The sequence below is a fragment of the Streptomyces sp. NPDC093598 genome (assembly GCF_044764825.1).
GTDB lineage: Bacteria > Actinomycetota > Actinomycetes > Streptomycetales > Streptomycetaceae > Streptomyces.
On sequence record NZ_JBIWIV010000001.1, the window covers coordinates 218,761 to 230,684 of the forward strand.

Here is an 11,924-nt window from a genome sequence, read left to right on the forward strand (position 1 = left end):
GGCCTGTTCAGTCGTAGTGCCGGGCCTCGAAGACGTTGCCGTCAAGGTCGCGGAAGTAGAAGCTGCGGGTGGCCTTGCCCCGGGCTCCGAAGGAGTCGTGGGAGAGGTCCGACATCGGTACGGAGCGTTCCTCAAGGCGGTTGAGGAGGGCGTCGAAGTCGCCACGGGACAGCGCCAGGCAGACGTGGTTGACCGGGTGCCCCGCGCTGTCGGCGGAGCCGGGCAGCATCCTCATGCGCTCCGCGAAGGTCAGCGGCATGAGGTCGAGGATGGTCTCGTCGTTGACGCGCACGGACGGGAACGGCACCTCACCCGACGTGAACTCCGCGAGCCTGACCGCCTCCATGCCGACGGCCTTCTCGTAGAAGTCGGCGGCGGCGAGCGGGTCGCGCACCCAGAGGACGACGTGGTCGAGACGTGGTATGTGGTCCGTCATGCACCCCAGGCTCGTGACAACTCCGGCAGGCCGCAAGGGTTTGGCCCGGCGCGCCGCCCGCCAGAGATGAGGGAAGACCGACTGACCGACTGACAGGAGGCAGGCGCGTGGTGCTGGTGGTGTCCGACGAAGTGCGGGAGGCGATCGACGCGCGCCGACCCGTCGTGGCCCTGGAGTCCACGATCATCGCCCACGGGCTGCCACGCCCGCGCAACCTCCAGGTGGCACTGGAGCTGGAGACGGCCGTCAGACGGGAAGGCGCGGTCCCCGCCACGATCGCCGTCCTGGACGGGCGGCCCCACGTCGGCTTGGACAAGGAGCAGCTGGAGCGGGTCGCGAACGAGGACGGGATCCGCAAGCTCGGCCACCGTGACCTGCCGCTCGCGGTGGCGTCCGGGGCGAGCGGGGCGACCACGGTGTCGGCCACGGCGCTGCTGGCGGCGCTGGCCGGCGTGCGGGTCTTCGCGACGGGTGGGCTCGGCGGGGTGCACCGGGAGTGGACGGTGACGCAGGACGAGTCGGCCGACCTGGGGCTGCTGGCGCGCACGCGCATCACCGTGGTGTGTGCCGGGGTGAAGTCGATCCTGGACGTGCCGGCGACCCTGCAGCGGCTGGAGACGCTGGGGGTCGCCGTGGCCGGCTACGGCACCGGCCGGTTCCCCGGCTTCTACCTCTCCGACTCGGGGCATCCGGTGGACTGGACGCTGGGGACGCCGGAGCAGGTGGCGGACGTCATGCGGGCCCAAGACGCGCTCGACGGGCCGCAGTCGGCGCTGATCGTCGCCAACCCGGTCCCCGAGGAGGAGCAGCTCGATCCGGAGCTGCACGCGCGCGTGCTCGCGGACGCGCTGCACGCGTGCGAGGAGGAGGGGATCACCGGCCAGGCGGTCACGCCGTTCCTGCTCGACCATCTGGTCCGGCACACGGACGGCGCCTCCCTCAGCGCCAACCTGGCGGCGGTCCGCGGCAACGTACGCCTGGCGGCCCGGATAGCGGCGGCCTGGACCCGGGGATGACGGCGGCCGGCGGCGCCGGGCGGGGAGCGGAACCGGGCGCCGGGGTCGCGGGTTCGGCAGGGGACCGCGGGCTGCTGGTCGTCGGGGATGTCATCACCGATGTCGTCGCCCGGCACCGGGGACCGCTCGCGGCCGGCACGGACACGCCTGCCTCGATCCGGACGGTGGCGGGCGGGGCGGGCGCCAATGTGGCGTGCTGGGCTGCCCACCGGGGAGCGTCGGACGTGCGGCTGCTCGGGCGCGTGGGGACGGAGGCGGCCGGCTGGCACGAGCGGGAGCTGGTCGCGCAGGGCGTGCGCCCGCAGCTCGTCGTCGACCCGCTGGTGCCGACCGGCACGGTGATCTGCATGGTCGACGGGGGCGCTGCGGCGGAGCGGACGTTCCTCACCGACAGCGGCGCGTCGTTGCGGCTCGAACCCGCCGACTGGTCGGACGCGCTGCTCGACGGCGTGGCCCGGCTGCATCTGTCGGGCTACCTCCTGTTCTCCGAGCCGAGCCGGGCCCTGGTGACGGTGGCCCTCGCAGCCGCACGCGCGCGTGGCGTGCCGGTGAGTCTGGACCCGGCATCGGCCGGCTTCCTCGCGGAGCTGGGCTCCGAGCGGTTCCTGGCGCTCGTCGAGGGCGTGGACGTCCTGCTGCCCAGCCGGGACGAGGCGTGCCTGCTGACAGGGCTGGCGGACGCGGCCGAGGCGGCGGCCGAGCTGAGCCTTCGCGTGCCGCTGGTCGTCGCCAAGCAGGGCCACGAGGGGGCTGTCGTGGCCCGCTCGGGGAAGGTGCGCGCTCGTGTTCCGGCCGTGCGGGCGACACCACGGGACACCACCGGTGCCGGTGACGCCTTCACCGGCGCGTTCCTCGCCGCCCTGCTCGCGGGCGCCGGGCCGGAGGACGCTGCGGCGGAGGGCTGCCGGGCGGGCGCGCGAGCGGTGGAGAAGGTGGGCGGCAGACCGCCTCTGCCCAGCTGACACCCCTCACCGAGGCCTTCGCCCCGCTGCTCCCCGACCCCGCATCCCGAACCCTCGGCACCGCCGGCTACTGCTTGCGCCCCCATGCCGAGATCATCGGTGCCGTCGTCAGATCGAGCACGCCCGACGTGACGTTCACGAGGTGCCGGTCGATGTCCTGGTCCGTGGCGAGGCCCGCGGTGACGAGCTGGTCGCGGATCTGGCGGATCGTGACGGACTCCAGGGCCGCACAGGCCGGCGAGGCGAGGGGGAAGTAGGCGTCGGCGTGAACCCGGGTGAGTCCGGCCTCCCGGAGCAGCCGCGGCAGGGTGCGGCCGCAGGGGAGGTCGGTCCCGCGGTCGGCGAGCAGGCTGCGGAAGCCCTGCCGCAGCCGGTTCGCGAGCTGCTGCTCGGGGCCGTACTCGTCGGGGCAGAGCAGGGGCTGCAGAGCGGGGTCGGCGTCCTCGACGAGGAGGCGCCCGCCAGGGCGCAGGGACTCGACCATGGACCGCAACGCCCGTTCCCGGTCGCTCACGTGGACGAGGGCGAGGCGGGCGTGGACCAGGTCGAAGCCCTCCCCCGGCGGCTCCTGCGCGCCGAGGTCGTGGACCCGCACCTCGACGGGTGGCCGGGCGGCGGAGACGAGCCGTGAGGTGTCGGTGTCGGTCGCGACGACGCGTCCGGTCGGGCCGACCTTCTTCGCCAGCCAGGACACCACGGTGGTGCCGGCGCCGACCTCCCAGCACCGCCAGCCGGAACCGACCCCGAGCGCGTCGAGATGCCGGAACGTCGTGGGGTCGAAGAGAACGGCGAAGGCCCTGAAGTGCTCCGCCGCCTCGGTCTGCCGGTTGTCGAGGAGGTACCCATCGGTTCGCATCATGCCGCGATCATCCCAGTTGTCCGACTTATCCGTACTCGTCGACGCTCCGGCACGGAGAACCGCGTCGGACGCTGCCGTACGCCAGAACCGCCCGGCTCGGGCATGCGTCGATGAGTCAGAGTCCCCACGTCTGCGCGTCCTTCGTCCACAGCCGGGAACCAAGCGGAATGGGTCGTTTCCACAGGCTTACCCGCAGCTCACGCAGGCCTGGCAGACTGACGCGCCAAGGCGCAGGAGCGGCGCGAGGAGTTCCACGCAAGGAGATCCGGATGTCCATGGCAGGGAATCTGCGGAAGGTCACGAGCCTCGGCGGGGTCGACGGCCTTCGCAAGGTGGCTCGGCTGGCCAGGCGGCGCCCCCGCGTCGACCTGAGTCACCCGGCCCGGTCCCCGCTGGGCTCCTCGGTGGTGAACTGCGTGACGTACCGGGACGGCGTCCGCACCCCCGCGCGCGGCGATCTGGTGGACACCGTGGAGCGGGTGCGCAAGAACCGGGAGGGCTTCGTCTGGCTCGGTCTGCACGAGCCCACGGACCAGGAGTTCGCCGGCATCGCCGAGCTCTTCGACCTGCACCCGCTGGCCGTCGAGGACGCGATCGAAGCTCATCAGCGCCCCAAGCTGGAGCGCTACGGCGAGACGCTCTTCGCGGTGTTCAAGACGGTCTGCTACGTCGAGCACGAGGAACTCACGGCCACCAGCGAGGTGGTGAACACCGGCGAGATCATGGTGTTCGTCGGCGCGGACTTCGTGATCACCGTGCGGCACGGCCGGCACGGCTCGCTGGGCCCGCTGCGCGAGGAGCTGGAGTCCGATCCCGGCCAGCTCGCCAAGGGCCCGTCGGCGGTGCTGCACGCGCTCGCGGACCACGTGGTCGACGACTACCTGACGGTCACGGACGCGGTGCAGGCGGACATCGACCAGGTCGAGACCGACGTGTTCTCGGAGACCGGCGCGCGGGCCGACCCGGGGCGCATCTACCAGCTCAAGCGTGAACTGCTCGAACTGAAGCGGGCGGTGGTACCGCTCAGCCGGCCGCTGGAGGATCTCGCCACCCGGCCGATCCGGGCGGTCGACCCGGAGATACAGGCGTACTTCCGGGACGTCTCGGACCATCTGCTGCGGGCGAAGGAGCAGATCGCCGCCTTCGACGAACTGCTCAACTCCATCCTTCAGGCACACCTCGCGCAGGTCACGGTGGCGCAGAACGAGGACATGCGGAAGATCACGGCGTGGGCCGCGATCGTCGCCGTGCCGACGATGGTGTGCGGGGTGTACGGCATGAACTTCGACCACATGCCGGAGCTGCACTGGCGGTACGGCTACGGCATGGTCATCGGCGTGATATCCGTCGTGTGTCTCGCGCTGTACCGGGGGTTCCGGCGCAGCGGCTGGCTCTGAAGCGGGCCGTGACCCGCGGAGGGGCTACGGGATGCCCGCGCCGTGAGCAGCGGGTCAGTGCATCGCGGTCGTCGCGTAGACGCTCTCCGCCCAGGAGGCGATCTGGTCCTTCGCGAGATGCCGGGCCAGGTCGGCTTCGCTGATCATGCCGACCAGTCGCTTGTCCTGGATCACGGGCAGCCGGCGGATCTGGTGCTCCCGCATCTCGCGGAGCACCTCGCCGACATCGGCGTCGGCGTCGATCCAGCGGGGTGTGCCCTTGGCCATCTCGCCCGCGGTGACCCTGGCGGGGTCGTGGCCCATGGCGATGCAGCCGACGACGATGTCGCGGTCGGTGAGGATGCCGCAGAGCCGCTCGTTCTCGTCGCTGATGGGCAGGGCGCCGACGTTCAGCTCGCGCATGAGCTGGGCGGCGCGGTCGAGGGTTTCGTGGGCGGGGATCCACTGGGCGCCGCGGTGCATGATGTCTCCGGCGGTGGTCATGGAGTACCTCCCGGTGCCGGACGGCCGGCGCGGTGCCGGACGCACCGCGAGTCCCGGCGCCCTTCATTCTCGCCGCGCCGCCGGATGCCCGCACACGGAAAACCCGTCCCCACCCCCCTGGCGCCGGAGCCCGGCCGGCTCAGCCGCTCCAGGCGGGATGGCGGGGGTCATCGGCCCGCACCAGGACGTCGGCCGTGCCCACCGGGTCCGTCTCCTGCTCGTAGCGCTCGAAGGCCGGGAGGGTCCAGTGCTCGGCCTCGGGTGTGCGGCGGCGCAGGGCGCCCGGGGAGAGGAGGACGTGGACGCTCAGATCGAAGGGGAACCAGTGCCGAAGGAGGAAGGGTCCGTGCAGCAACAGCACGCCGCCGGGCGGGAGTTCGACGTAGGGGCTGCGGGTGGCGCGATCGGCGGCCGGGTCCCACAGGTCGGGCAGGACACGGCCGTCGCCGTCGGCTTCGAGCGGGCCGAACACCTCGCGCCACAGGGCGCCGGTGTCGTACCAGCCGCTGTAGTAGGCCTCCACGTCCCGGTGGCCGTACTCCAGCCGTACGGAGGCGGGACGCAGGAAGCCCTCCGTGCCCACGACGAGCGAGGAGCGGCCGCGGACGCGCAGCGCCTCGGAGACCCGGTCGGCGAGGTCTCCGGGGCGGGCGGCCGGGGCGCCGTCGAGGGCGATGCGAAGCCGGGGGGAGCCGTCGGCGGGCTTCAGCTCGAGCAGGCGCTCGGCGAGCAGGTCGCCGAGCCGTTCCCAGGTGATCGCTTCGAGTCGCACACGGCCCATGATGCGTCAGGCCGGGGCCGGAGGCGTCCCGCCCGCGGGTGCCGCGCAGGGGCGGCGACCGGATCGCCAGGGTCTGTCATGGCGTGCGTAGTTCGCACCGCCGTCAGGGGGAATGAACCCTCTATGATCCCCCGCGCGACGCTCCCGCCCCTCACCGGACTTCTCGTCTTCCAGCCCCTCAAGGGGCGCTACTGCGCCGAGTGCCGGCGGGGGCCGCTGCCGCTGCTCGTCCTCGAGGACGGCGCCCCGCGGTGCCTCGACTGCGCCGACCTCGGGCATCTGGTGTTCCTGCCGAGCGGCGACACCGCGCTGACCCGCAGATCGCGGGAGGAGAGCACGCTGTCGGCGGTGGTCGTGCGGTTCAACCGGCGCAAGGGCCGGTACGAGCGGCAGGGCGTGCTGGTCGAGGAGGCGGCACTCGCGAGGGCCGAGCAGCGCTGTCTGGCCGACGCCGAGGCGAGACGGCGGCGCCGGGTGCGGGACGCGCGGCGACGGGCGGCTCAGGACGCCCTGTTCGCCCAGGCGTTCGCGAAGGAGATACTGCGGCTGTTTCCCGGGTGCCCGGCCGATCGGGCGCGGACCATCGCCCTGCACGCCTCGGAGCGGGGCAGCGGGCGGGTGGGCCGCAGCGCGGCGGGGCGTGCGCTGACCGAGGGGGCGGTGACCTCGGCGGTCGTGGCGTCCGTACGGCATCTCGACACGCCGTACGACCGGCTGCTGATGAGCGGCGTGCCGAGACACGAGGCGCGGCGGCGGATCGCGGCGACGGTGGCGACGGTGCTGAGGGGGTGGACCGAGGCGGGGCTCGGTTCCGCGGGGTGACGTGAGGTCCCGGGCGTCGAGCCGTCATGCCGTCGACACGGCCGTTCGACGGGCCGTGGACGTTCGCTTATGGCGCCGCGCCCCTCGGCCATGGTCACTGCGGTCGTACGGGAATTCACTGGTGGCGAGGAAGGGTGCCGGGCCCGGACCCCGGCTCGACGGCGGGAGAGGGACATGATCGACGGACCGTACTTCGTGCTGACGGTGCTGGGTGTGCTCGGGACCGGCCTGGTGGCCGGGGTGTTCTGCGGGTTCTCGACCTTCGTGATGCGGGGCCTCGGCATGCTGCCGCCCGCCCAGGGGGTCGCCGCGATGAAGGCGATCAACGTGGCGGCGGTGACGTTGCCCTTCATGATCGTGTTCCTGGGGTCGGCGGTGCTGTGCGCGGTGATCGCCGTGGTGACGTTCGTGCTGTGGCCGGACGAAGGGACGGTGGAGCTTCTGGTGGGCAGCGCGCTGTACCTGTTCGGCGCGTTCGGGCTGACCATGGTCGCGAACGTGCCGCGCAACGACGCGCTGGCCGAGCTGGAGCCGGGCACCCCGGAGGCGGCGGAGTACTGGCCGGCGTATGTGCGCGAGTGGACGATGTGGAACCACGTCCGCACGGCCGCCTCGGCCGGGGCGGCGCTGGCGTACCTGCTGGCGCTCACCTGACACCCACGCCACGCGGCGACAGGCACCGGCCGGGAGGCGGACGTATCGTGGCGAGAAGAGTGCCGCACGACGAGTGAGAAGAGTGCCGCCCGACGCGCACGGCCTGTCACAGCGCACGCAAGGAAGACGGCCATGGCCGATCCCAAGGGTTTCATGACCACGCCCCGCCAGGACTGGCCGCGCAGGCCGGTCGCGGAGCGGGCGCGGGACTGGGACGAGGTCTATGTCCCCGGGGCGCTGCTGCCGATCATCAGCAAGCAGGCCGACCGGTGCATGGACTGCGGCGTCCCCTTCTGTCACGACGCCTGCCCGCTGGGAAACCTGATTCCCGAGTGGAACGACCTGGTGTCCAGGGAGGACTGGCGGGCGGCCGCCGACCGGCTGCACGCCACGAACAACTTCCCGGAGTTCACCGGCCGGTTGTGTCCGGCACCGTGCGAGGCGGGCTGCGTGCTGGCGATCAACCAGCCGGCCGTCACCATCAAGAACGTCGAGTGCGCGATCGCCGACCGCGCCTGGGAGGAGGGCTTCGCGCCGCCGAGGCCACCCGAGCGGCTGTCCGGCAAGACCGTCGCGGTGATCGGTTCGGGCCCGACCGGGCTGGCCGCGGCCCAGCAGCTGACCCGGGCCGGGCACACGGTCGCCGTGTACGAGAGGGACGACCGGCTCGGCGGGCTGATGCGGTACGGCATCCCCGCGTTCAAGATGGAGAAGCGCCATCTGGAGCGGCGGCTGGAGCAGATGCGGGCCGAGGGGACGAAGTTCCGGACCTCGACGGCGGTCGGACGGGACATCGGAGCCGACGGGCTGCGGACCCGCTACGACGCCGTGGTGCTCGCCACCGGGGCGACCGCATGGCGTGAACTTCCGGTGCCGGGGCGGGAGCTGACGGGCATTCACCAGGCGATGGAGTACCTGCCGCTGGCCAACCGGGTGCGCGAGGGTGATCTGGAGACGTCTCCGCTGTCGGCCGCGGGGAAGCACGTCGTCATCATCGGCGGCGGCGACACCGGGGCGGACTGTCTGGGCACGGCCGTCCGCGAGGGTGCCGCGTCCGTGACCCAGCTGGACATCTACGCGCTGCCGGACGCGGAGCGCGACGAGGACTCCGAGCCCTGGCCGACGTACCCGATGCGGGTCTACCGGCTGTCCGCCGCCCATGAAGAGGCCCGGGACCTGCGGACCGCCCCGGTCGCCGACGCGGACGCGCGGCTGTTCGCGGCGTCCACACTGCGCTTCGACGGTGACGCGCGGGGGCATGTGCGGTCGCTGCACCTGGTCGAGGTGGACGCGCGGCGCCGCCCGGTGGAAGGCACCGGGCGCACGCTCCCCGCCGACCTCGTGCTGCTCGCCCTCGGCTTCTCCGGGCCCGACCGGGAGGACGGGCTCGTCGACCAGCTGGGGCTGGAGATGGAGTCCCGCGGGACGATCGCGCGGGACTCCGGTTTCGCCACGAACGTGCCCGGGGTGTTCGCCGCGGGGGACGCCGCCCGGGGGCAGTCGCTCATCGTGTGGGCGATCGCCGAGGGGCGGGCGGTGGCGGCGGCCGTCGACCGTCATCTGACGGGCGGTTCGAGGCTGCCGGCACCGATAGGGCCGTACGACCGGCCCATGGCGGTGTAGGCCGTGGACCCGCTCGACGGACGGTCACCGCCCACCCGAAGGACGATCACCGCTCGTCGGTCCCCGCCACCTTCCCCGTCGACAGCGCCACCCGGTTCCATGTGTTGATCGTGCAGATCAGGGCGAGGACCTGGGCCAGTTCCCGCTCGTCGAACCGTGCGGCGGCCTGCGCGTAGACGTCGTCCGGGACGCCGGCGTCGGCGATGAGGGTCATCGCGTCCGTGAGGGCCAGGGCCGCCTGCTCCCGCTCGGTGAAGAAGTGGCGGGCCTCGCGCCACACGGCGACCATGTGCAGCCGGTCCTCGCTCTCGCCGGCTTTGCGGGCGTCGTTGGTGTGCATGTGCAGGCAGTACGCGCAGTGGTTGAGGTGCGAGGAGCGGATCTGGATCAGCTCCACGAGGGCCGGGTCGATGCCCTCACGGGCGGCGGCGTCGAAGGCGATGAGGGCCCGGAAGGCCTTCGGGGCCGACTTGCCGAACTCCAGGCGGGCCGCGGTCCCGTGGGTGCTGTTCGTGTTCGTGTGCGTCGTCATGTCCTTCAACCTACGAGCCCGAAAGACCCGCTGTAGGGTGCATTTCCATGGCGACATCGTGGGTCAATTCCGCAGAACGAATCGGGTCCGACCTGCATCTGGAGCTCACCGGCCCGGGCGGCCGGAGGGCGGCCCTGACCCGGGCCCTGCGGGAGGCCGTACGCAGCGGGCGGCTCGCTCCGGGGACGCGGCTGCCCCCGTACCGCTCGCTCGCGGCGGACCTCGGCGTCGCCCGCAACACGGTGGCGGACGCGTACGCGGAGCTCGTCGCGGAGGGCTGGCTCATCGCCCGGCAGGGCTCGGGCACCCGGGTCGCGGAGCGCGCCGAGCCGCTGAGGCCCGCCGCTCGCGTGCCCAAGAAGGCACCTCCCCGCGCGCGTGGACCCCGGCACGACCTCATGCAGGGCACGCCGGACGCCTCGGCGTTCCCGCGCACCGCCTGGCTGGCCTCCTACCGGCGGGCCCTCCAGCAGGCGCCCAACGAGGTGTTCGGGCCGGGCGACCCCGCCGGGCGACCGGAACTGCGGGAGGCACTCACGGAGTACCTGGCCCGCGCGCGCGGCGTGCGGACCGAGCCGGGCCGCATCGTCATCTGCTCCGGCTTCGCCCACGCCCTGCGGCTGCTGTTCGGGGGCGGCGTCCTGCGCGGGCCGCTGGCGGTGGAGGCGTACGGGCTCGGGTTCCACCGGGAGGTCCTGGCCGCGGCCGGGGTGCGCACGGTGCCGCTCCCCCTCGACGAAGACGGCGCACGGGTCGACCGGTTGGGGCGCGAGCGGGCGGTGCTCCTCACGCCCGCGCACCAGTTCCCGACCGGTGGCCCGCTGCATCCCGCGCGCCGCGCCGCCGTGATCGACTGGGCACGCGCGCGTGACGGACTGGTCCTGGAGGACGACTACGACGGGGAGTTCCGCTACGACCGCAAACCGGTCGGTGCCGTCCAGGGGCTCGATCCCGAGCGGGTGATCCACATCGGCTCGGTCAGCAAGAGCCTGTCGCCGGCGGTGCGGCTGGGCTGGATGGTGCTCCCGGAGCGGTACGTCGGCGCCGTCCTGGCCGCCAAGGGCGAGCGCGAGGCGTGGGCGAGCGTCCTCGACCAGTTGGGCCTGGCGGACTTCATCGCCTCGGGATCGTACGACCGGCACGTGCGGCGGATGCGGCTGCGGTACCGCGGCCGCCGGGACCGGCTCGTCACGGCGCTCGCCGAGCACGCGCCGCACATCGAGGTCACTGGCATCGCGGCCGGGCTGCACGCGGTGCTGCGGCTGCCGCCCGGTACCGAGGCGTCCGCGGTCAAGGCCGCCGCCTGGCAGGGCATCGCCCTCGACGGCCTCGCCGCGTTCCGGCACCCCGAGACGGACATGCCGGCGGGCGACGGCCTCGTCGTGGGGTACGCGACCCCCTCCGAGCACGCCTACGGACCGGCCCTGGAGGCGCTGTGCGGTGCGCTGCCGCCGCCGTGACCGGCCCGTGAAGCAAGGTGGCTACGGCTTGCGTCCCACCGCCCCGTACCCGGGGATCACCCCGTCGTCCTGCCCGGGCACGGGCTCGCCGAGTTCGGGGTGCCAGCGGTGGGGTACCTCGACGCCGGGGTCGACGAGGTCGAGGCCGTCGAAGAAGCGGGTGAACTCCTCGCGGGAGCGCAGGGCCAGGGTGACGCCTGCGGCGCGCAGCTTCTCGGTGGCCGCCTTCGACTCCTCCGGGGTGAAGTCTGCGGTCGCGTGGGTCATCACCAGGTGGCTGCCGGAGGGCAGTTCGTCGAGCAGCCGGCGGACCAGGTCGTGGGCCCCGTCCTCGTCGGAGACGAAGTGCAGCAGCGCGACGAGCGAGAGTGCGACGGGCCGGGTGAGGTCCAGGACCTTCCTCGCGCCCTCCAGGATGGCGTCCGGGTCGCGCACGTCGGCCTGGAGGTACTCTGTCGCGCCCTCGTCCGTGCCGCGCAGCAGGGCCGCCGCGTGGGCCAGCACGATGGGGTCGTTGTCGCAGTAGACGACCCGGGCGTCGGGGGCGGTCTCCTGGGCGATCTGGTGAAGGTTGGGCACGGTCGGTATGCCGGTGCCGATGTCCAGGAACTGCCGCACACCGCTCCGGGCCAGCCATCGCGTGGCCCGGTGCATGAACGCGCGGTTGACCCGCGCCATCACCGGCACCCTCGGGTCGAGGGTGAGCATCTGCCGCCCCATCTCCTCGTCGACCGGATAGTTGTCCTTGCCGCCGAGGTACCAGTCGTACATCCGCGCGGGATGAGGTCGGGTCGTGTCGATCTGGACGGCCGACGTGGGGTCCTGCCCGGTCATGAGGCACTCCATAAGGCGCGGCGGGTGGTCAGTTCAGCACCAGCGATTCAGTGACAACGTGAGGA

Annotated in this window: 13 protein-coding genes; 7 read left to right on the forward strand and 6 right to left on the reverse strand. The window is 72.9% G+C overall.

From position 1 onward, the window contains the following. Positions 1–7: 7 nt before the first annotated feature. On the reverse strand, positions 8–436 hold the full coding sequence (locus ACIRDU_RS01020) for a VOC family protein (protein ID WP_403572592.1): 429 nt from the start codon (positions 434–436) through the stop codon (positions 8–10). Between the two features lie 107 nt (positions 437–543). Here ACIRDU_RS01020 and ACIRDU_RS01025 point away from each other — a divergent pair, with 107 nt between their 5' ends. Both ACIRDU_RS01025 and ACIRDU_RS01030 read left to right on the forward strand, forming a co-directional pair. Next, positions 544–1,452, forward strand: a complete 909-nt coding sequence (locus ACIRDU_RS01025) for a pseudouridine-5'-phosphate glycosidase (protein WP_403572595.1) — start codon at positions 544–546, stop codon at positions 1,450–1,452. Further along, on the forward strand, positions 1,449–2,414 hold the full coding sequence (locus ACIRDU_RS01030; protein ID WP_403572598.1) for a carbohydrate kinase family protein: 966 nt from the start codon (positions 1,449–1,451) through the stop codon (positions 2,412–2,414). Before ACIRDU_RS01025 ends, ACIRDU_RS01030 begins: the two co-directional genes overlap by 4 nt. 67 nt (positions 2,415–2,481) lie before the next feature. Here the strand turns inward: ACIRDU_RS01030 and ACIRDU_RS01035 are convergent, their stop codons facing one another. Continuing rightward, the gene (locus ACIRDU_RS01035; protein WP_403572600.1) at positions 2,482–3,273 is read right to left on the reverse strand and encodes a methyltransferase; all 792 of its coding nucleotides are present in this window, start codon (positions 3,271–3,273) and stop codon (positions 2,482–2,484) included. A 269-nt stretch (positions 3,274–3,542) separates the two neighbouring features. Here ACIRDU_RS01035 and ACIRDU_RS01040 point away from each other — a divergent pair, with 269 nt between their 5' ends. After that, positions 3,543–4,670 (forward strand): magnesium and cobalt transport protein CorA, encoded by a 1,128-nt coding sequence (locus ACIRDU_RS01040; RefSeq protein WP_403572603.1) that lies wholly within the window; start codon positions 3,543–3,545, stop codon positions 4,668–4,670. A 54-nt stretch (positions 4,671–4,724) separates the two neighbouring features. Here ACIRDU_RS01040 and ACIRDU_RS01045 read toward each other — a convergent pair whose 3' ends face one another. Together ACIRDU_RS01045 and ACIRDU_RS01050 are read right to left on the reverse strand one after the other, a co-directional pair. Further along, on the reverse strand, positions 4,725–5,153 hold the full coding sequence (locus ACIRDU_RS01045) for a CBS domain-containing protein (protein ID WP_403572606.1): 429 nt from the start codon (positions 5,151–5,153) through the stop codon (positions 4,725–4,727). Positions 5,154–5,292: 139 nt separating this feature from the next. Further along, positions 5,293–5,925, reverse strand: a complete 633-nt coding sequence (locus tag ACIRDU_RS01050; protein ID WP_403572608.1) for a uridine kinase — start codon at positions 5,923–5,925, stop codon at positions 5,293–5,295. Positions 5,926–6,057: 132 nt separating this feature from the next. On the opposite strand from ACIRDU_RS01050, the gene ACIRDU_RS01055 reads away from it, so the two are divergent. The 3 genes from ACIRDU_RS01055 to ACIRDU_RS01065 all read left to right on the forward strand — a co-directional run bounded on the left by ACIRDU_RS01055 (position 6,058) and on the right by ACIRDU_RS01065 (position 9,033). Then, positions 6,058–6,756 (forward strand): DUF2293 domain-containing protein, encoded by a 699-nt coding sequence (locus tag ACIRDU_RS01055; protein ID WP_403572611.1) that lies wholly within the window; start codon positions 6,058–6,060, stop codon positions 6,754–6,756. A gap of 174 nt (positions 6,757–6,930) precedes the next feature. Next, entirely contained in the window at positions 6,931–7,410 is a 480-nt protein-coding gene (locus tag ACIRDU_RS01060) for a DUF1772 domain-containing protein (protein WP_403572614.1), read from the forward strand. Positions 7,411–7,542: 132 nt separating this feature from the next. Next, the gene (locus ACIRDU_RS01065) at positions 7,543–9,033 is read left to right on the forward strand and encodes a glutamate synthase subunit beta (protein WP_403572616.1); all 1,491 of its coding nucleotides are present in this window, start codon (positions 7,543–7,545) and stop codon (positions 9,031–9,033) included. Positions 9,034–9,079: 46 nt separating this feature from the next. Here ACIRDU_RS01065 and ACIRDU_RS01070 read toward each other — a convergent pair whose 3' ends face one another. Then, entirely contained in the window at positions 9,080–9,565 is a 486-nt protein-coding gene (locus ACIRDU_RS01070) for a carboxymuconolactone decarboxylase family protein (protein ID WP_403572619.1), read from the reverse strand. Positions 9,566–9,612: 47 nt separating this feature from the next. Here ACIRDU_RS01070 and ACIRDU_RS01075 point away from each other — a divergent pair, with 47 nt between their 5' ends. After that, positions 9,613–11,025, forward strand: a complete 1,413-nt coding sequence (locus ACIRDU_RS01075) for a PLP-dependent aminotransferase family protein (protein ID WP_403572621.1) — start codon at positions 9,613–9,615, stop codon at positions 11,023–11,025. Between the two features lie 21 nt (positions 11,026–11,046). Here the strand turns inward: ACIRDU_RS01075 and ACIRDU_RS01080 are convergent, their stop codons facing one another. Beyond that, positions 11,047–11,859 carry an SAM-dependent methyltransferase gene (locus ACIRDU_RS01080; RefSeq protein WP_403572623.1) on the reverse strand — a complete coding sequence of 271 codons (813 nt, stop codon included), beginning with the start codon at positions 11,857–11,859 and terminating at the stop codon, positions 11,047–11,049. Positions 11,860–11,924 lie beyond the last annotated feature (65 nt).

Excerpts from the sequence above, each read along its gene's own strand:
- ACIRDU_RS01020 (WP_403572592.1), bottom strand. The coding sequence starts at position 436 with ATGACGGACCACATACCACGTCTCGACCACGTCGTCCTCTGGGTGCGC.
- ACIRDU_RS01030 (WP_403572598.1), top strand. The coding sequence starts at position 1,449 with ATGACGGCGGCCGGCGGCGCCGGGCGGGGAGCGGAACCGGGCGCCGGG.
- ACIRDU_RS01035 (WP_403572600.1), bottom strand. The coding sequence starts at position 3,273 with ATGATGCGAACCGATGGGTACCTCCTCGACAACCGGCAGACCGAGGCG.
- ACIRDU_RS01040 (WP_403572603.1), top strand. The coding sequence starts at position 3,543 with ATGTCCATGGCAGGGAATCTGCGGAAGGTCACGAGCCTCGGCGGGGTC.
- ACIRDU_RS01045 (WP_403572606.1), bottom strand. The coding sequence starts at position 5,153 with ATGACCACCGCCGGAGACATCATGCACCGCGGCGCCCAGTGGATCCCC.
- ACIRDU_RS01055 (WP_403572611.1), top strand. The coding sequence starts at position 6,058 with ATGATCCCCCGCGCGACGCTCCCGCCCCTCACCGGACTTCTCGTCTTC.
- ACIRDU_RS01060 (WP_403572614.1), top strand. The coding sequence starts at position 6,931 with ATGATCGACGGACCGTACTTCGTGCTGACGGTGCTGGGTGTGCTCGGG.
- ACIRDU_RS01065 (WP_403572616.1), top strand. The coding sequence starts at position 7,543 with ATGGCCGATCCCAAGGGTTTCATGACCACGCCCCGCCAGGACTGGCCG.
- ACIRDU_RS01070 (WP_403572619.1), bottom strand. The coding sequence starts at position 9,565 with ATGACGACGCACACGAACACGAACAGCACCCACGGGACCGCGGCCCGC.
- ACIRDU_RS01075 (WP_403572621.1), top strand. The coding sequence starts at position 9,613 with ATGGCGACATCGTGGGTCAATTCCGCAGAACGAATCGGGTCCGACCTG.
- ACIRDU_RS01080 (WP_403572623.1), bottom strand. The coding sequence starts at position 11,859 with ATGACCGGGCAGGACCCCACGTCGGCCGTCCAGATCGACACGACCCGA.